Origin of the sequence: Citrobacter meridianamericanus (assembly GCF_041320245.1) — a bacterium.
Lineage (GTDB): Bacteria > Pseudomonadota > Gammaproteobacteria > Enterobacterales > Enterobacteriaceae > Citrobacter > Citrobacter meridianamericanus.
Map to the genome: position 1 here is coordinate 4366975 of NZ_CP101036.1, position 18149 is coordinate 4385123.

18 protein-coding genes are annotated in these 18149 nt (G+C 52.6%); 11 read left to right on the forward strand and 7 right to left on the reverse strand.

Features of this window, described 5'->3' with window-relative positions; translation table 11 throughout:
- Window positions 1-82: 82 nt before the first annotated feature.
- The 3 genes from panB to panD all read left to right on the forward strand — a co-directional run bounded on the left by panB (window position 83) and on the right by panD (window position 2213).
- Window positions 83-874, forward strand: coding sequence for a 3-methyl-2-oxobutanoate hydroxymethyltransferase (gene panB, locus NMD08_RS21345; RefSeq protein WP_210904657.1), 792 nt, complete (start codon window positions 83-85; stop codon window positions 872-874).
- A 9-nt stretch (window positions 875-883) separates the two neighbouring features.
- A complete protein-coding gene (gene panC, locus NMD08_RS21350; RefSeq protein ID WP_370619006.1) occupies window positions 884-1738 on the forward strand; it encodes a pantoate--beta-alanine ligase in 855 nt (284 codons plus the stop codon).
- A gap of 94 nt (window positions 1739-1832) precedes the next feature.
- A complete protein-coding gene (gene panD / locus NMD08_RS21355; RefSeq protein ID WP_000621526.1) occupies window positions 1833-2213 on the forward strand; it encodes an aspartate 1-decarboxylase in 381 nt (126 codons plus the stop codon).
- 6 nt (window positions 2214-2219) lie between these two features.
- Here panD and NMD08_RS21360 read toward each other — a convergent pair whose 3' ends face one another.
- Both NMD08_RS21360 and NMD08_RS21365 read right to left on the reverse strand, forming a co-directional pair.
- Window positions 2220-3449, reverse strand: coding sequence for a polysaccharide deacetylase family protein (locus NMD08_RS21360; protein ID WP_278238255.1), 1230 nt, complete (start codon window positions 3447-3449; stop codon window positions 2220-2222).
- Window positions 3450-3510: 61 nt separating this feature from the next.
- A complete protein-coding gene (locus NMD08_RS21365; RefSeq protein ID WP_187253734.1) occupies window positions 3511-3951 on the reverse strand; it encodes a PTS sugar transporter subunit IIA in 441 nt (146 codons plus the stop codon).
- Between the two features lie 384 nt (window positions 3952-4335).
- Here NMD08_RS21365 and NMD08_RS21370 point away from each other — a divergent pair, with 384 nt between their 5' ends.
- From NMD08_RS21370 to NMD08_RS21390, 5 genes are all read left to right on the forward strand, one after another.
- Entirely contained in the window at window positions 4336-5016 is a 681-nt protein-coding gene (locus NMD08_RS21370; protein ID WP_370619008.1) for a DUF1120 domain-containing protein, read from the forward strand.
- 253 nt (window positions 5017-5269) lie between these two features.
- The gene (locus NMD08_RS21375) at window positions 5270-5962 is read left to right on the forward strand and encodes a DUF1120 domain-containing protein (protein ID WP_278238256.1); all 693 of its coding nucleotides are present in this window, start codon (window positions 5270-5272) and stop codon (window positions 5960-5962) included.
- 56 nt (window positions 5963-6018) lie between these two features.
- Window positions 6019-6729, forward strand: coding sequence for a fimbria/pilus chaperone family protein (locus NMD08_RS21380; RefSeq protein WP_187253731.1), 711 nt, complete (start codon window positions 6019-6021; stop codon window positions 6727-6729).
- A gap of 16 nt (window positions 6730-6745) precedes the next feature.
- The gene (locus NMD08_RS21385) at window positions 6746-9181 is read left to right on the forward strand and encodes a fimbrial biogenesis usher protein (RefSeq protein WP_370619011.1); all 2436 of its coding nucleotides are present in this window, start codon (window positions 6746-6748) and stop codon (window positions 9179-9181) included.
- The gene (locus tag NMD08_RS21390; RefSeq protein WP_370619013.1) at window positions 9178-9738 is read left to right on the forward strand and encodes a hypothetical protein; all 561 of its coding nucleotides are present in this window, start codon (window positions 9178-9180) and stop codon (window positions 9736-9738) included. Before NMD08_RS21385 ends, NMD08_RS21390 begins: the two co-directional genes overlap by 4 nt.
- A 47-nt stretch (window positions 9739-9785) precedes the next feature.
- Here NMD08_RS21390 and NMD08_RS21395 read toward each other — a convergent pair whose 3' ends face one another.
- Window positions 9786-10556: an ABC transporter permease gene (locus NMD08_RS21395; RefSeq protein WP_042312267.1), complete on the reverse strand. Its 771-nt coding sequence runs from the start codon at window positions 10554-10556 to the stop codon at window positions 9786-9788.
- Window positions 10553-11479 (reverse strand): ABC transporter ATP-binding protein, encoded by a 927-nt coding sequence (locus tag NMD08_RS21400; RefSeq protein ID WP_151216760.1) that lies wholly within the window; start codon window positions 11477-11479, stop codon window positions 10553-10555. The genes NMD08_RS21395 and NMD08_RS21400 overlap by 4 nt, the downstream gene beginning before the upstream one ends.
- A gap of 108 nt (window positions 11480-11587) precedes the next feature.
- Between NMD08_RS21400 and can the strand changes: the two genes are divergently transcribed.
- Complete coding sequence (gene can / locus NMD08_RS21405) at window positions 11588-12277, forward strand: carbonate dehydratase (RefSeq protein WP_151216759.1); 690 nt, start codon at window positions 11588-11590, stop codon at window positions 12275-12277.
- Between the two features lie 68 nt (window positions 12278-12345).
- Here can and hpt read toward each other — a convergent pair whose 3' ends face one another.
- Complete coding sequence (gene hpt / locus NMD08_RS21410; protein ID WP_042312274.1) at window positions 12346-12882, reverse strand: hypoxanthine phosphoribosyltransferase; 537 nt, start codon at window positions 12880-12882, stop codon at window positions 12346-12348.
- A 203-nt stretch (window positions 12883-13085) separates the two neighbouring features.
- On the opposite strand from hpt, the gene NMD08_RS21415 reads away from it, so the two are divergent.
- On the forward strand, window positions 13086-15476 hold the full coding sequence (locus NMD08_RS21415) for a glucose/quinate/shikimate family membrane-bound PQQ-dependent dehydrogenase (RefSeq protein WP_370619015.1): 2391 nt from the start codon (window positions 13086-13088) through the stop codon (window positions 15474-15476).
- Window positions 15477-15562: 86 nt separating this feature from the next.
- On the opposite strand, the gene cueO is transcribed toward NMD08_RS21415, so the two are convergent.
- Window positions 15563-17182: a multicopper oxidase CueO gene (cueO, locus tag NMD08_RS21420; RefSeq protein ID WP_210904436.1), complete on the reverse strand. Its 1620-nt coding sequence runs from the start codon at window positions 17180-17182 to the stop codon at window positions 15563-15565.
- Between the two features lie 153 nt (window positions 17183-17335).
- Here cueO and NMD08_RS21425 point away from each other — a divergent pair, with 153 nt between their 5' ends.
- Window positions 17336-17683, forward strand: a complete 348-nt coding sequence (locus tag NMD08_RS21425; RefSeq protein ID WP_003018667.1) for a YacC family pilotin-like protein — start codon at window positions 17336-17338, stop codon at window positions 17681-17683.
- A gap of 33 nt (window positions 17684-17716) precedes the next feature.
- Here NMD08_RS21425 and yacL read toward each other — a convergent pair whose 3' ends face one another.
- Entirely contained in the window at window positions 17717-18079 is a 363-nt protein-coding gene (gene yacL, locus NMD08_RS21430) for a protein YacL (protein WP_151216757.1), read from the reverse strand.
- Window positions 18080-18149 lie beyond the last annotated feature (70 nt).

Here is an 18149-nt window from a genome sequence, read left to right on the forward strand (position 1 = left end):
CATAAAGGGCTAACTTTCCATCGTCGCTTCCCCTACAATGCGGCCATTATATTCAGATTATTGATGACCAACAGGGGTTATGATGAAACCAACCACCATCGCCTTGCTGCAGAAATGCAAACAGGAAAAGAAACGCTTCGCCACCATCACCGCCTATGACTACAGTTTTGCCAAACTGTTTGCTGACGAAGGCATTAACGTGATGCTGGTCGGCGACTCCCTGGGAATGACCGTTCAGGGTCATGATTCCACCCTGCCTGTGACCGTTGAAGATATTGCCTACCACACCCGCGCCGTGCGTCGCGGTGCGCCCAACTGCCTGCTGCTTTCAGACCTGCCATTTATGGCTTATGCCACGCCGCAACAGGCGTTTGAAAACGCCGCGGTGGTTATGCGTGCGGGCGCCAATATGGTGAAAATTGAAGGCGGAGCCTGGCTGGTTGATACGGTGAAAATGCTCACCGAACGTGCCGTGCCGGTTTGCGGTCATCTGGGGTTAACCCCGCAGTCGGTGAATATCTTTGGTGGCTACAAAATTCAGGGCCGCGGCAATGCCGGAGACGTTCTGCTGGAAGATGCGCTGGCGCTGGAAGCCGCTGGCGCTCAGTTGCTGGTGCTGGAATGCGTACCGGTTGAGCTGGCGAGGCGAGTCACAGATGCGCTGTCTATTCCGGTTATCGGTATTGGCGCAGGTAACGTCACTGATGGACAAATCCTCGTCATGCACGATGCCTTCGGCATTACCGGCGGCCATATCCCTAAATTTGCCAAAAATTTCCTCGCTGAAGCGGGCGACATGCGCGCCGCAGTACGGCAGTATATTGCTGAGGTTGAATCCGGCGTCTATCCGGGTGAAGAACACAGTTTCCATTAAGGAGTCAACGTGTTAATTATTGAAACTCTGCCATTGCTGCGCCAGCATATTCGTCGTCTGCGTCAGGAAGGCAAACGCGTCGCGCTGGTCCCTACCATGGGGAACCTACACGACGGCCATATGAAGTTGGTTGATGAAGCAAAGGCTCAGGCTGATGTCGTGATCGTCAGTATTTTCGTTAACCCAATGCAATTTGATCGTTTGGAAGACCTGGCGCGCTATCCACGCACGCTGCAGGAAGATTGCGAAAAACTGAACAAGCGTAAAGTCGATGTCGTCTTTGCACCGTCAGAGAAAGAAATCTACCCGCAGGGCACAGAAGGCCATACCTATGTAGATGTTCCTGGACTGTCTACTATGCTGGAAGGCGCCAGCCGTCCGGGTCACTTCCGCGGTGTTTCCACTATCGTCAGCAAGCTGTTTAACCTGATCCAGCCAGATATCGCCTGCTTTGGCGAGAAAGATTTCCAGCAACTGGCGTTGATCCGCAAAATGGTAGCGGATATGGGTTATGACATTGAGATCGTCGGCGTACCCATTATTCGCGCCAAAGACGGCTTAGCCCTCAGCTCACGTAACGGCTATCTCACGGCAGAGCAGCGTAAAATCGCCCCTGGTTTATACAAAGTAATGAGCCATATCGGTGAAAAATTACAGGCTGGTGAGCGCGATCTGGAAGAGATTGTCGCCATTGCTGAGCACGAACTGAATGAAAAAGGCTTCCGCGCCGACGACATTCAGATCCGTGATGCCGACACACTGTTGGAGTTGACTGAAACCAGCAAACGCGCAGTGATTCTGGTCGCCGCCTGGCTGGGTCAGGCGCGTCTTATCGATAATCAAAGCGTTACATTAGCCCAGTAGACAGGGGTTAAAAATCAGGCAATACTGCCTGAAAATTCTCAAAGCAGGTCAATTGCGCCTGCTTAGCCAAGATAAACGACAGGGTATAGAAGTTATGATTCGCACCATGCTGCAAGGCAAGCTCCACCGTGTAAAAGTCACGCAGGCAGACCTGCACTATGAAGGCTCCTGCGCCATTGACCAGGATTTTCTTGACGCCTCTGGTATTCTGGAAAACGAAGCGATTGATATCTGGAACGTGACCAACGGGAAACGTTTCTCCACCTACGCGATTGCGGCTGAACGCGGCTCCAGAATTATCTCAGTGAACGGTGCGGCAGCGCATTGCGCCGAGGTTGGCGACATTGTGATTATTGCCAGCTTCGTCACCATGTCTGATGAAGAAGCCCGTACCTGGCGTCCGAAAGTAGCCTACTTTGAAGGCGACAACGAAATGAAGCGCACCGCGAAAGCCATTCCGGTACAGGTTGCCTGACAGCCATTACCCCTGCGGCTGGTTGCTTATCAGCCGCGACATTGTCTCCAGCGAATCCGTTCTTAAAATATAAAGTCTTTTCAATAAGAACGGATTATCTCCCGGCTTAACCTTCCCTCTCACCGTAGTGACCGCCATATGGAATCCTGCGTCGCCTGCGGCTTTTACCGCCGTGGCGTTATAACCGCCAAACGGATACGAAAGATACAGGACGTGAGGATTAAACTGGGACAACGCCCGGCGCGAACGGGCGAAATCGAACAGAATATTGTGATAGCTGCGACTCAGCAGGATCGGTCGGTGATTCGCATCAACCCGATGTAAAAAATGGGTATGCGACTGGAAGTCGAACACATCCCGGATCTCGTTCAGTTCAGAGAGGCTCATAAACTGCAGCGATTTCGGATCCCACTTCTGCGGGTGGCGCTTGATGCGTGAGGAGATGATAAACGCCGTGGCCTTCATACCGTACTGCTTCAAAATGGGGTAAGCATAACGGCTCACCGACTTGAGACCATCATCAAAGGTCAGCACCACCGCCCGCGCCGGGAGATTCATTTTATTCTGCACGTAGCCTTCCAGTTGATACATCGTCAACGTGGTGTAGCCACGATCCTGGAGCCAGGCCATCTGGTTGCTGAACGCGCGTACGGAGGTTGTGGTGGAGGTATGGCGAAAGCGGGTATTCTCTTCATCGCGCAGAATATGATGGTAAGTTAGCACCGGAATACCGTTGTCTTCCTGCGCATCCAGCGCGCTAACATAGGCCAGTCGGCCACCAATGCGGATCTGGTACCAGGTCTGGTTGAGTCGGTCTTTAAGCTTGCTGATAATCGGATAACGCAGATTATCAGCCAGCACCCCAAATGGGGCGCTACCGACATCCGGAGCGTTATAAACCGATGTGTCTTTCCAGGTTATCAGACTTTGATTACTCAGCGGTTTATTGAGATCGCCCAGGCCATCATCGACTTTCTGCCGCCCCTGAACGGGCTCCAGGTGCCCCTTATCAATAAACCCGGTGCCAAAACCAAAGGCAAATTCGTAATAGTCTGCCGCGATGGGCTCAACGGCGAGGATCTGCCCGGCGCGAATATTCCCGACCGTCACCATTTTATTGCCAATCTGCGCCCATACGGCGGCGGCTTCGGTGGTTTGCATATAGCGAGCAGGCAAAGCCGCAGTGACGCTGCCAGAAAACAGGAGCAATAAAATAAGCAGAACGCGCATAACCATATGAGATAACCGAGGCGAGAAACCCCGGCTATTGTAGCAAAAACGCCATCAATACCAATGATTAATACTCATACAAATCATGCTTCAACACGAAGGGGGGATTTTTTTGTTGCTGATGCCAGAGACTGGAGACTTCAGGCCCGCCAAGCGCGACGATGCTGTCGCGAAACGCAGCACTGCTCATCGATTCCCGCGACGACAGCATTCGCTCAAGTAATGGATAAGTGATACCTGAAATCACTTCACACTGGGGGTGTTTATGGCTCATTAACGAAGCCACACGGTAAGGCGCAGCCCCGGCCATATCGGTCAGGAATATCACGCCCTCGCCCGAGTCTGTAGCATGCAGGGCATGGCACATCATGCGACTTAGCATGTTCGAGCTGAGCCCTCGCCAAAAACTTACCGCCTGACACTGGACCAAAGGACCGTGTTTTGTTTCCAGACGATGCAGCATATCCTGTGCCTTATCGTCATGACAGGTAATTACCCAACCCAGCATCGCAACTCTCCCAATGAGTCTGAATCAGCAAATAGCTTATCATACACCGGACCTGCATGTTTCTTACTGTTCCAGCGCGTATATTAATATTTTCTTAATTTTCGATCTTAATCCGAAAATCATTGACCTACCTATTTACAGGAAAAATAAAAAGAACCTTAATGAGAATAAATTTATATTTAAATAATCGCCACGTCACTCCACTATTTATTAGCTATAATTGAAAGGCCGTTAAGAAAAATTACATATATTTTACACACCAGCCAAAATATAATGTTACATGAAAAAACATTCATATAGCGAATGCTATTAATATTTTTAATTTTTCTCTTATTATCAAGAGCGAGATGTTTTTTTATATCCATCTTCTATAAAGGATTAGCAATGAAAAAGGTATTTTTAATTTCGGCATTATCACTCGCAACACTGATGTCCAACGCCCACGCCGCAGATACCACCTTACTGAAAGTAAAAGGTCTACTGACCAACGCCGCCTGTACCCCCGCGCTGGATCAGGTCGGTGTTGCTGACTATGGCCGTATCTACCTGGGCGATCTGAGCCCCACCGCTACCAACCAGTTAGGCAAAAAAAATGTCAGTCTGAATATTACCTGCACCACCGCCACCAAAGTGGCATGGACGCTGACCGATAACCATGCCGACACGCTGGCTACCGGCATCACAGTGAAAAACGCGGACGCAGCAGGTGGAGAAGCCACAGGCGCAACGACGACGGCGGGCCTGGGTAAAGCGGGTGCGGTAAACATTGGTGCCTGGGCGGTATATGTCGACACGACGGGCGTGAAAGCAAACACCGCTGCAGCTGACTTAATCTCCAGCGATGTCGCCACCGTAAGCTGGTCAAAATCCACCACTGGTGCGGTCAAAATGCAAAATGCCGGTATGCTCTCTCTGGCAACAACCGGAACAACTGAACCGCTAGCGGTCACATCGGCGCAATTCCCGCTGGTGGTGTCTGCAGCCATTCAGGATACCACGACCCTGGCTATCACTGATGACACCAATCTCGACGGTGAAGCAACCATCACGCTGAAATATCTCTAATCCGGGCATCTACCACCGCCGGCGCAATTGCTGAAGATGTTGCCTGGCGGCCAGCGAACGTTTCATACGCGGCTGGCCTGTATATACCCTCAATAATTCGAGTTGCAGGACAAAACGCCTCTGCGTTTTGAACGCCGCTTGCCGCGGCTCTTTAGGGGCCGGGTAAGCCTGCGCACCTGCAACCTGGAGAATGACGGGGATAAGAGAGAAAAACAAAGACACCGTTTAGTTGCTTTACCTGTAAGGATTAACAATGAAAAAAACACTTTTACTTTCAGCGTTATCGCTGGCTCTGCTGGGATCCGCCGCTCACGCAGCGGATACCGCCACTCTGAAAGTCGCCGGGAGGCTCACCAATGCCGCCTGTACGCCCACCATGAGCGATGCGGGGGTGGCCGACTATGGGAAGATTTACCTCGGCAACCTGAGCGCCACCGCAACCAACCAGTTAGGGCAGAAGAATATCACGCTGACTCTTAGCTGCACAGCGGCCACCAAAATGGCCTGGCGCCTTTCGGAAAACCGTCCTGGTACCCGCGCGTTTGGTATAGAAGTGGCCAATGCAGATGTCGCGGGAGCGTCTACAAACGCATCTACACGAACAAATGGCCTCGGCAAAACGGCCGGGAACGTCAAGATTGGTGGCTGGGCTCTCTATGTTGACCTGCCGAACCTGAAGGCCAACGGCGTGGCCGCGGATATGGTTGAAGGTAACGGCACGCTAACGCAAGCCTGGAAGAAATCAACGACGGGAGCAGTAACCAACGATGCCGGAGATCTTATCTGGTACAGCGTCGCCACCACTGGCAGTGTGGATCCGCTGGCCATTACCGAAGCGGTCTTCCCACTGGTTGTCTCTGCCGCAGTTGTGGATACCGCGACGCTTGCCATCACCGACGATACCCCACTTGATGGTGAAGCCACCATTACCCTGGGCTATCTGTAATCGGTTCCCCGCTCTCCACCGGATGTGGAGAGCGTATTTCCCCATGGAGGATAACAATGATTTCCCTGCAATACCTGACATCCAAACGCGCATTACTGGTGCTGTCTCTTTCCCTGTGCCCAATGATAGCGGCACATGCCGCTGGCATGGTGCCGGACACCACGCTGCTGGTCATTGATGAATCAGATGGTGGTGGGGTCATGAACGTCAAAAATACTGACGACTACCCGGCATTACTATACACCACCATCACTGACCTGCCCGACGACAAAGGCACCCAGGTACACGTCACCCAGCCCGTGGTGCGCGTAGAGCCGGGGCAACAGCAGCAGGTGCGTTTTATTCTGCAAACCACCGAGCCGCTCACGGTAGAGCATTACAAACGCGTCGTCTTTGAGGGAATTCCACCCAAAGACCCAACCAAAAAACGCAAAATTAGTTTTAATATTCGCCAGGATTTACCGGTGCTAATCCGTCCGAAAAGTTTACCCGTGGTTACCGACGCCTGGAAACTGCTCACCTGGTCAGGCAGCGGGCAACATCTCACGGTGAAAAACCCGTCGCCTTACGTAGTGCGCATGGACATGAACGTGACGTATCAACCTTCCGGCACGGCGGGGAAACTGCCTAAAACCTATATTCTGCCCGGTGAAACGTTGAATGTTGCGGTGCCCAAAGCCATCGCCGCAGACAAATCGGTACGCTTTTCGCCTGCCAGCCGTTATGGCATTGAAGTTCCAACCTTTACCGCTCCATTAGTTCCCTGATCAGAAGGATAGATGAGTGAATAAGCTCAAGCCACTGACTTGCAGTATTCGCCATGCGCTCTGCTGTTCACTGACGATCTGTTTATTCCCGCTCACGGCAGCCGATGCCAGAGAAGTGACATTCAGTACCGATATTCTCAAAGCGCGTGGGATCAGTACCAGCGTGGCACAATACTTTGCCAACGAAGCCCGTTTTCTGCCAGGGCGGCACGCGGTTTCACTCAAAGTGAATGGCACGGAAAAAGGCACGCTTGCCCTGCGCTTTGGTGATAAAGGGCAACTTTGCGTAGATAATGATTTTACCGACGCGGCGGGGTTGCGCACGTTGTCCATCTCCGCCAGCGAAACGTGCCACGAAATTCACAGCGATTATCCTGACGCCACCCTCAATTACCGCCCCAACGATGAAACCGTGGAACTGTTTGTGCCCACCGTGGCGCTGGATAACGACTTTTACACACAGGAAAACTACGCCACTGGCGGCACGGCGGGGCTGCTGAACTATACGGTATTCAACTCACACAACGAGTTTGACACCGCCAGCAACGATTATTCACAGGCAGATCTGGAAGCGGGAATGAATATCGCTGACTGGACTCTACGCAGCCGTTATATCGTCACCGATGATAACGGTGAACGCAATGCCGACAGCCTCTATACCTTTGCTGAGCACGTGTTTATGCAGCAGAAAATACGCGCTCAGGTTGGCCAGATCAACGTGCAGTCGGCACTGTTTAGCGGTGCGCCGATAAGCGGCGTGCAGATTCAACCAGAGCAAGGACTTATCTCAAATTTCTCCGGGGTGAGCGTTTCCGGCATTGCCCGCACCCAGCAGGCTCGCGTGGAAGTGCGTCAGTCCGGGCAGCTTATTTACTCCTCCGTGGTACAGGCCGGGCCGTTTACGCTCGAGAATGTGCCGATCGTGCGGCACAATGCTGACCTGGACGTCAGCGTAGTGGAAACCGATAACTCGGTGACCCGTTTTATAATCCCGGCCGCCTCTTTCCGCCGTAATGGCCTGTCGCGCCCGACAGGATTAACGATGTCATTGGGTAAAGTCCGCGACGTGGAAGGCGACTACAGCAACCCGTGGGTCTATAACGTCTCCGATGGCTGGCTGTTGCATCCGCAGCTTTCTTTGCAGGCGTCCGGCGTGGCGGCACAGGATTATCAGGCAGCCGGAACGATGCTTGATTGGGCGGTGAACGATAGCTGGACGCTCTCGTCGAGTTTGCTCGGCAGCCGCGAATCCTTTGGCAGTGCGCAAAACGGCATGAAAACGGAGTTACAAAGTAATCTGTACCTCACCAGTAACTTCGCGTTATCCCTCAATGCGGCGCATTATTCGAACGGCTATCGCGAATTAACCGAAGCGCTGGATGATGAGTTTGAACGCAGCAAAAATAGCTGGGGCGGCAACCTGAGCTGGAGTGCGCCGCTGGTGGGCACCTTTTCGCTGGGTTACAACTATGAACAGGCGAGCGACAGCGACACGGAAGACTCTCGCTATATGATCGCCTCATGGAGTAAATCGTTCCAGTATGGGTCCGTGAGCGTCAACTGGCAGCATGCGTTAAACAGTCATATCAGTGACGATAACGGTAGCCGCTACAACGATGATGACATGGTGTATGTCAATCTCAGTATACCGCTTGGCGCAAATCAGAATATCAGCGCTTATATGCGCGATCAGGGCGACCGAACCGCCTATGGCGTACAAAATAGCGGCATTATTGGCAGAAATACCAACTATTATCTGGCGGCAGAGCGTGAAAGCGCCGAACGCGATGTCAATTCGCTCAGCGGAGGCCTCAGCACCAACCTGCATTACACGCAGCTGAGCCTCGCGGCTACTGCCGACAGCGATCGGCAGCGCACTTACAACGGAACACTGTCGGGTGGAGTGGCAATTCACGATCATGGCCTCACCTTCTCGCCTTACGCCATCAAAAATACCTTTGGCATCGCGCGGTTAAGCGAATCACAAAGCGGTGTCGAAATTTCCACGCCGCAGGGCTCCGTGTGGACTGACGTCTGGGGGCAAGCGGTGATCCCGGGCGTGTCGGAGTGGCGAAAATCACGTATTGAAATTAATGCCAACAGCTTGCCGCAAAATATGGATCTGGCGAACGGGATCAAGAGCGTGGTTGCCGCCCACGGCTCGGTAAGCAAAGTGGATTTTAACGTACTGAATACACATCGGGTCATGCTGACGGTAAAAGGTGCGGACGGGCAATGGTTACCGAAAGGAATGAGTATCGTTGATGAGCACGATAATTATCAGGTCAGTGTGGTAGACAGCGGTCGCGTCTTTATCAGCGACGTGGAAGGCAACCCTGCACTTTATGCCGTGGATGACAATATGCAGCGGATTTGTCGCATACATTACACGCTCAGCGACGAGCAGGATAAAGAGGCGTTTTATGAAACCGTGGAGGGAACCTGCCAGTGAAGATAAATGGGATTTATGGGGTCGTTGCCGCTTTGGTGCTCTCTTCCCCCTCTGCAATGGCGCAGAGTGAGTGTCAACTGACTTTATCTCAACCGACCGTGGGGTTTAACACGTTCCGACGGGAAGATAGTGTCAACACACGCCAGCAGTGGCATCAAATGCCAACGAAAGAGATCAATGTGAACGCTTACTGCCCGCAAGACACCGTAATGGGTGTGTTTGTACAGGGAAGCGCTGGCCCGCAAGGGCGTTTTTTATTTGGTAACGGTGGCGGGCTCGCGGTACGGGTGAGCCAACTGGTCATTGATGGGCGCCACTATTCGGTGGCAAAAACCAGCGACCGCCAGAATCTGACCGCCGAAGAAAATGCCGGCGAGACGCTGTTAATACATAACAATGACGGTATTGTGGCGGTAGAAAACCATGCGCAGGTATCGGGAAAGCAGATGTCATTTACCCTGACGCTAACCCCAGTACTCAACGATAACCAGTTTTCGCATACCACCGATGTCACCAGTCTGGAGGCGGACTTACGCTGGGAGTTGCTCACACGATAATGCTGGCCGGATGCGCCGCTCAAAACGCCATCCGGCACAACGCAACGTTAGCTGCGCAATCCTCGACCGCGCTGAATCAGGTACCAGCACAGCAAATAAAACACAGCGATAAACACCACCAGCACGCCAAATGTGGTGACCAGGGGAACATCATGAATCCCCAGGAAGCCGTAGCGGAAGCCGCTAATCATGTAGACGATCGGATTCAGATGCGAAAGCCCCTGCCAGAACGGCGGCAGCAGTGTTAACGAATAGAACACACCACCCAGATAGGTCAGAGGGGTCAGCACGAAAGTTGGGATCAGGCTGATATCGTCAAAGGTTTTGGCGAAAACCGCGTTCAACAAACCGGCCAGCGAAAACAGCACTGCCGTTAACACCAGCGTGAGCGCCACAAAGACCCAGGAATGCACCTGGAACGGCACGAAGAACAGTGAAATCGCCGTGACCAGGATCCCGACGCACAGGCCACGCGCCACGCCACCGCCGACAAAACCGGCGATGATCACGTGTGTTGGCACCGGGGCGACCAGCAACTCTTCAATATTGCGTTGAAACTTGGCGCTGAAGAATGACGATGCCACGTTAGCGTATGAGTTGGTGATCACTGCCATCATAATCAGACCCGGCACAATAAACTGCATATAGCTAAAACCGTGCATTTCGCCAATACGCGAGCCGATCAGGTTACCAAAGATAATAAAATAGAGCGTCATGGTGATGACGGGGGGAACCAGAGTCTGGACCCAGATACGCATAAAGCGGTGAATTTCTTTCGCCCAAATGCTTTTCAGCGCAACCCAATAAAGCTGCATCATGCGCCATCTCCTTGTTTTTCATGCACCAGAGAAACAAACAGTTCTTCCAGTCGGTTTGCTTTGTTCCGCATACTCAATACTTGAATCCCCTGAGCGCTCAGTTGGGAGAAGACGCTGTTAATACCCTGCTCGCGCAGAACTTCCACTTCCAGCGTGGAAGTATCCACCAGACGATACTGATAGCCTTCAAGTTTTGGCAACGGGCTTTTCGGCGCCAGATCGAGAATAAAGGTCTCGGATTTCAGTTTAGAGAGCAGGCTCTTCATTGAGGTATTTTCCACCAGCTCACCATGCTGAATAATGCCGATATTGCGACACAGCATTTCAGCTTCTTCGAGATAGTGGGTGGTCAGAATAATCGTGGTGCCTTTGTCGTTTAAATCTTTTAAAAAGCCCCACATTGAACGGCGCAGCTCAATATCCACGCCCGCCGTCGGTTCATCAAGGATGAGTAATTTGGGCTCGTGCATGAGTGCCCGAGCAATCATCAGACGGCGCTTCATCCCACCGGAAAGCATGCGCGCGCGCTCGTTGCGTTTTTCCCATAAATCGAGCTGCTTTAAATATAATTCGCTGCGTTTGACCGCCTCTTTATGCTCAACGCCGTAGTAACCGGCCTGGTTAACCACGATCTGCTGCACGGTTTCAAACGGGTTAAAGTTAAACTCCTGCGGGACCAGCCCAAGCTGGCGTTTGGCGTTAACCGTATCTTTATCGAGATCGTAGCCGAAAACGCTAACCCGTCCGGAGGTTTTATTCACCAGCGAGCTGATTATCCCGATGGTGGTGGACTTCCCTGCGCCGTTAGGTCCCAGGAGCGCATAGAAATCGCCCGCTTCGACTTGCAAATCTATGCCGCGTAGCGCCTGAACACCACCGGGATAGGTTTTCTTAAGTTGTTGAAGTTCCAGAGCAATGGTCATGGTTTTTTGCTTACCTTACGTTCTGACATTTTATATATAGTTTAAATAATGTTGGAGTTAACCTATATTAGCCCATCAAATTTATCTGGCTTCGGGTCGTACAACTCCATGAAAGACATAGATACACTCATCAGCAACAATGCACTATGGTCAAAGATGCTGGTAGAAGAGGATCCCGGATTTTTTGAAACGCTGACACATGCGCAGAATCCGCGTTTTCTATGGATTGGATGTTCCGATAGCCGCGTACCCGCTGAACGATTAACCGGTCTTGAGCCGGGCGAATTATTTGTCCACCGTAATGTTGCCAATCTGGTTATTCACACCGACCTGAACTGCCTCTCAGTAGTGCAGTATGCGGTGGATGTGCTGGAAGTGGAACATATTATTATTTGTGGTCACTATGGTTGCGGCGGCGTCCAGGCGGCTATTGAAAATAAAGAACAGGGACTGATTGATAACTGGTTACTTCATATTCGCGATATCTGGTTTAAACACAGCTCACTACTGGGCGAAATGCCACAGGAACGCCGCATTGATACCCTTTGCGAACTGAATGTCATGGAGCAGGTCTACAACCTTGGCCACTCAACCATTATGCGTTCAGCCTGGAAGCGCGGTCAGAAAGTCACAATTCACGGCTGGGCTTACGGTATTCATGATGGCCTGCTGCGCGATCTTGACGTCACCGCCACCAGTCGCGAAACGCTGGAGCAGCGCTATCGCCAGGGGTTGTCTAACCTCAGCCAGAAACATACCAATCACAAGCAGATGCCAACAAACGGCAGCGACGCGTAAGCGACTTTTCGGCCTGCGGAAGTAACGTGCAGGCCGAATAAGCGAAGCGCCAGCAGGCGCTCCCAATATTACTCGTCCAACAGCACCACTTTGCCAACATACGGCAGATGGCGATAACGCTGGGCGTAGTCAATGCCGTAGCCAACAACAAACTCATCTGGAATAGAGAATCCGATAAACTCAACCGGAACATCCACTTCACGACGGGAAGGTTTGTCCAGCAACGTACAGATGGCCAGGGATTTCGGCTCGCGCAGGCTCAGAATCTCACGCACTTTAGACAACGTATTGCCGGAGTCAATAATGTCTTCGACAATCAGCACGTCCTTGCCACGAATATCTTCATCCAGGTCTTTCAGGATTTTAACATCACGCGTGGTAGACATTCCGCTGCCGTAGCTGGATGCAGTCATGAAATCGACTTCGTGGGAGACATGCACTTCACGGCACAGGTCGGCCATAAACATAAATGAGCCGCGTAACAGACCAACCAGCACCATATCGCTGCCGCTGTCCTTATAACGTTCGTTAATTTGACGTCCCAGTTCAGCAATACGCGCTTTGATCTCCGCTTCCGGGATCATGACTTCAACAGTATGTTTCATATCTCTAACCATATGATTTAAAAACAAATCACTCAATGCTTACTTGTAATAAGCGAGCATCTAAGCGCAAGGCACGCAGTATACCAGTAAAAGCATTCACACGCGGCATCTGTTGATAAAGTTCATAACGTGACGAGTATCACGCGTTTTAGCTCCTATAATTAACTGCGAATAAATAAATAACACGCGTGATGGTATTTTTTATGGCAAATAACAACGTACGTTCTCAACGGCTTATCGTGACCCTGAGCGCCCTATTCGCGGCACTTTGTGGACTCTATCTCCTGATTGGCGGAGGCTGGCTGGTCGCTATCGGAGGCTCCTGGTACTACTCGATCGCGGGCCTTGTCATGCTCGGTGTGGCTTTCCTGCTGTGGCGAAGTAAACGTTCTGCTCTCTGGCTGTATGCTGTCCTACTTCTCGCCACCATGATTTGGGGTGTTTGGGAAGTCGGCTTTGATTTCTGGGCACTGACGCCGCGAAGCGACATCCTGGTTTTCTTTGGTATCTGGCTTATTTTACCTTTTGTCTGGCATCGTCTGATAATCCCATCCAGCGGTGCGGTAGCCGCGCTGGTTGTGGCCCTGCTGATAAGCGGCGGCATCCTGACCTGGGCTGGCTTTAACGATCCGCAAGAGGTTCACGGCACGCTGAGTGCTGATGCCACCGAGGCCGACGCAATCTCGCCGGTTGCCGATGGGGACTGGCCTGCTTATGGTCGTAATCAGGAAGGCCAACGCTATTCTCCGTTAAAACAAATTAACGCTGACAACGTTCATCAGTTGAAAGAAGCGTGGGTATTTCGTACCGGTGATTTAAAACAACCGAACGATCCTGGTGAAATCACCAACGAAGTTACCCCCATAAAAGTGGGCGACAGTCTTTATCTGTGTACCGCCCACCAGCGGCTGTTTGCCCTCGATGCGGCCAGCGGGAAGGAGAAGTGGCATTTCGATCCACAGCTCAATACCAACACCAGCTTCCAGCACGTCACCTGTCGTGGAGTGTCTTATCATGAAGCAACGGCGGCGAATGCTTCGTCTGACGTGGTGGCCGACTGTCCGCGTCGCATTATTCTGCCGGTCAACGATGGGCGCATTTTTGCTCTCAATGCTGACACCGGTAAGCTGTGCGAATCCTTTGCGAACAAAGGTATTCTGAACCTGCAAACCGATATGCCGGTAACCACGCCAGGTATGTACGAGCCGACATCTCCGCCGATTATCACCGATAAAGTGATAGTAATTGCCGGAGCGGTGACTGATAACTTCTCTACCCGCGAGCCGTCAGGCGTAATTCGCGGCTTTGACGTTAACAGCGGTAAACTGTTGTGGGCCTTTGACCCAGGTGCGAAAGATCCAAACGCGATCCCGCAGCCGGGCGGGCACTACACCTTTAATTCTCCGAACTCCTGGGCGCCTGCGGCCTATGACGCGAAGCTGGACCTGGTGTATCTACCGATGGGCGTCACCACCCCGGATATCTGGGGCGGTAACCGCACGCCGGAACAGGAACGCTACGCGAGTTCGATTCTGGCATTGAATGCCAGCACCGGTAAGCTTGCCTGGAGTTATCAGACCGTTCACCACGATCTGTGGGATATGGATTTACCGGCGCAGCCGACCCTTGCAGATATCACCGTTAAAGGAGAGAAAGTTCCGGTCATTTATGCTCCGGCGAAAACCGGTAATATCTTCGTCCTCGACCGCCGTAATGGCGAGCTGGTGGTACCTGCCCCGGAAAAACCGGTGCCGCAAGGCGCAGCTAAAGGGGATTATGTCAGCCCAACCCAGCCGTTCTCCGATCTCAGCTTCCGTCCGAAGAAAGATCTCAGCGGGGCCGACATGTGGGGCGCAACCATGTTTGACCAGCTGGTGTGCCGCGTGATGTTCCACCAACTGCGTTATGAGGGGATATTCACCCCGCCATCTGAACAAGGCACGTTGGTCTTCCCTGGTAACCTCGGTATGTTCGAATGGGGCGGTATCTCCGTTGATCCTAACCGTCAGGTCGCTATTGCTAACCCGATGGCGCTGCCGTTCGTTTCGAAGCTGATCCCACGCGGTCCCGGCAACCCAATGGAGCCGCCGAAAGATGCCAAAGGCAGCGGTACGGAATCCGGTATTCAGCCGCAGTACGGTGTGCCGTTTGGCGTCACGCTGAACCCGTTCCTTTCGCCATTTGGACTGCCGTGCAAGCAACCGGCCTGGGGATATATCTCCGCGCTCGATCTGAAATCCAATAAGGTAGTGTGGAAAAAACGTATTGGTACACCGCAGGACAGCATGCCGTTCCCGATGCCGGTTCCGGTGCCATTCAATATGGGGATGCCGATGCTGGGTGGACCAATCTCCACTGCGGGCAACGTGCTGTTTATTGCCGCAACTGCCGATAACTATCTGCGCGCATACAACATGAGCAACGGTGAAAAACTGTGGCAGGGGCGCTTACCGGCCGGTGGCCAGGCAACACCGATGACGTATGAAGTTAACGGTAAGCAGTATGTGGTTATATCCGCCGGAGGCCACGGCTCATTTGGGACGAAGATGGGCGATTATATCGTGGCGTACGCGTTGCCGGACGACGCTAAATAACTGAAAAGCCCGGTGGCGCTAATGCTTACCGGGCCTACGGATGCGACATGTCGGCCGGGCAAGGCGAAGCCGCCCCCCGGCTTTTTTTATACCGTGAATCCGAGCATCATGCCGGTATCTTCATGCTCTAACAGATGACAGTGCGCCATATAGGCATGCTCTTTTGGCGCGTCGTGGTCAAACTTCACCAGCACCTCGCTGACGCCGCCCTCTACCCGCACCGTGTCTTTCCATCCCGTACGGTGGGCAGCAGGCGCTTTGCCATTTTCAGACAGAATGCGGAACTGCGTGCCGTGAATGTGGAACGGATGCAGCATCATGTCTCCCTGGCCAGAAATCACCCAGCGTTCGTGCTGACCTTTCGCCGCGGCGAACATCGGTTTATTCATATCAAACGCCAACCCGTTAATCCGGTTAGCATTATGGAAATCAAATGTACCCTCCTGCTTCATGTTGCCCATGCCGCCATGCTGCATATTCCCCATCTCACCGTGGTTCATATTGCCATGATCCATGTTCCCGTGACCCATATTGTCGTTATTCATATGGCCCATCATCTTCCCATGATCCATCCCTGCCATGGCCTGCCCGCCGTATTTCTTCATCAGCATTTGCATGCCCATCATGTCGAGCATCGGATCCATAGACAACTGCAGTTTGCGTACCGTCAGCCCATCAAGCGACGGCAGCACTGGCATAGATGTCAGCATATCCGGTAACGTGCCGGAGGCGGTAATCAGCAGCGGCTGAACGCGCATGACCGGGTGCGGTTTATCAAACGGCGCCACCGCCATGCCCATCTGACTGACAGGCAATGTGACCAGATCAAAAGCTTTACCGTCGCTCACATCCACCAGCACTTCGAAGCGTTCGCCCATCAGCATAGGAAGCTCGGTCACTTTTACCGGCTCCGCCAACAAACCGCCATCGCTGGCAATGACATACAGCGGGCGATTATCGCTGGCCGCGATATTCAGTGAGCGGGCATTACACCCATTAAGCAGACGCAGGCGCAGCCAGCCGCGCGGCGCCGCATGCTGAGGAAAAATCGCCCCGTTGGTCAGCAGCGTATCGCCAAACCAGCCGACGGCAGCGGTCATGATGTCCAGTTGATAGTTAATCTGTCCATCCGCGGAAAACTGCTTGTCCTGCATGATTACCGGCACATCATCAATGCCCCACTGCTTAGGCAGCAGCAGCTTGCGAATCTCTTCATCTTCAATCAGCACCAGCCCGGCCAGCCCCATCGCCACCTGACGACCAGTCTTGCCATGCTGATGTGGGTGGATCCAACAGGTTGCTGCCCGTTGATCCGGCGTAAAGGTCACGGAGCGTTTCCCGCCTGCAGGAATAATGCCTTGCGGCCCGCCATCGACTTCACCGGGGATTTCCAGTCCGTGCCAGTGTAGCGTTGTCTCTTCGGTAAGCTGGTTATGAATGTCGACGGTCACCGATTGCCCTTTATTCAGCTTGACCGCCGGTCCGAGCAGATTGCCGTTATATCCCCAGGTCGTGGCCGTTTTACCGGCAAAGTTTGACTGCCCGGTTTGCACGATCAGCTGGATGCGATTCGAAGCATCGGCGGTTAACAGATCAGGAATGGGTAAGGCGGGACGGTCGGCGGCAAATACGCTCCGGCTCCATAAAGGTAACGCTGACGCGACGCCCAGCGCCACGGAGTACTTTAAAAAGTCACGACGTTGCATTCTCACTTCCTTATATTCAGCAGCTTAAGCAGGCTATCTTTTAAGCATAAGCCTTCCCCTTACGGGAAGGTCAAGTGAATGGCAAATAATAAAGGTCGTCGCTTCGCTCGCAGTGTGCTAACGTTTAAATTCCGTGATGCAGTGGTAGAAGCAATGAAGACGTTTTTCAGAACAGTTTTGTTCGGCAGCCTGATGGCCGTATGCGCAAACAGCTATGCGCTGAGTGAGTCCGAAGCCGAAGATATGGCCGATTTAACGGCAGTTTTTGTTTTTCTGAAAAATGACTGTGGATACCAGAATTTACCTAATGGGCAGATTCGTCGCGCACTGGTCTTTTTTGCCCAGCAAAACCAGTGGGACCTAAGTAATTACGACACCTTCAATATGAAAGCGCTGGGTGAAGACAGCTATCGCGATCTCAGCGGTATCGGCATTCCTACGGCAAAGAAATGCAAAGCGCTCGCGCGTGACTCCCTGAGCCTGTTGGCTTACGTTAAATAGATAGTTTTGCGGAGCCTACAGGCTCCGCATAAATTAACGCTGTTGCACAAATTCGCGGTATGCCGCCACTACCTGAAGAAAATCCTCTACGCCGCAAAGTGAAAAGCTCTCTTCGTCGTAGTAGCTCATCCCCTCTTCTATTTCATCTCCGGAGAACTCCAGTTGATTGGCGCGTACCATCACCTCTTCGCCATCCAGCCAGAGCGTGTATTCATGTCCTGCCCGCTGCCAGGAGCGCTCACTGCCCTTCACCGCACGCGCCGCCTGTTCCACTTCATCAAGTAAGGCCAGGTTTTCTTTCACTTCTTCGTTAAACCAGTGCCCCACCACTTCGTGGCCCATGGACATACGCACTTTTACCACTCCGGTAATATCGCGCAGAAATTCGTAATCCATAATGTCTTCCTCTGCTCCCGGCAATGCGCCAATACCGCATTGCGCCTTGCTGTAATTATCGCAGCAGCGC

Coding starts and splice junctions, on each gene's coding strand:
- panB (WP_210904657.1), top strand. CDS start 83: ATGAAACCAACCACCATCGCCTTGCTGCAGAAATGCAAACAGGAAAAG.
- panD (WP_000621526.1), top strand. CDS start 1,833: ATGATTCGCACCATGCTGCAAGGCAAGCTCCACCGTGTAAAAGTCACG.
- NMD08_RS21360 (WP_278238255.1), bottom strand. CDS start 3,449: ATGGTTATGCGCGTTCTGCTTATTTTATTGCTCCTGTTTTCTGGCAGC.
- NMD08_RS21365 (WP_187253734.1), bottom strand. CDS start 3,951: ATGCTGGGTTGGGTAATTACCTGTCATGACGATAAGGCACAGGATATG.
- NMD08_RS21370 (WP_370619008.1), top strand. CDS start 4,336: ATGAAAAAGGTATTTTTAATTTCGGCATTATCACTCGCAACACTGATG.
- NMD08_RS21375 (WP_278238256.1), top strand. CDS start 5,270: ATGAAAAAAACACTTTTACTTTCAGCGTTATCGCTGGCTCTGCTGGGA.
- NMD08_RS21380 (WP_187253731.1), top strand. CDS start 6,019: ATGATTTCCCTGCAATACCTGACATCCAAACGCGCATTACTGGTGCTG.
- NMD08_RS21395 (WP_042312267.1), bottom strand. CDS start 10,556: ATGATGCAGCTTTATTGGGTTGCGCTGAAAAGCATTTGGGCGAAAGAA.
- NMD08_RS21400 (WP_151216760.1), bottom strand. CDS start 11,479: ATGACCATTGCTCTGGAACTTCAACAACTTAAGAAAACCTATCCCGGT.
- can (WP_151216759.1), top strand. CDS start 11,588: ATGAAAGACATAGATACACTCATCAGCAACAATGCACTATGGTCAAAG.
- hpt (WP_042312274.1), bottom strand. CDS start 12,882: ATGAAACATACTGTTGAAGTCATGATCCCGGAAGCGGAGATCAAAGCG.
- NMD08_RS21415 (WP_370619015.1), top strand. CDS start 13,086: ATGGCAAATAACAACGTACGTTCTCAACGGCTTATCGTGACCCTGAGC.
- cueO (WP_210904436.1), bottom strand. CDS start 17,182: ATGCAACGTCGTGACTTTTTAAAGTACTCCGTGGCGCTGGGCGTCGCG.
- NMD08_RS21425 (WP_003018667.1), top strand. CDS start 17,336: ATGAAGACGTTTTTCAGAACAGTTTTGTTCGGCAGCCTGATGGCCGTA.
- yacL (WP_151216757.1), bottom strand. CDS start 18,079: ATGGATTACGAATTTCTGCGCGATATTACCGGAGTGGTAAAAGTGCGT.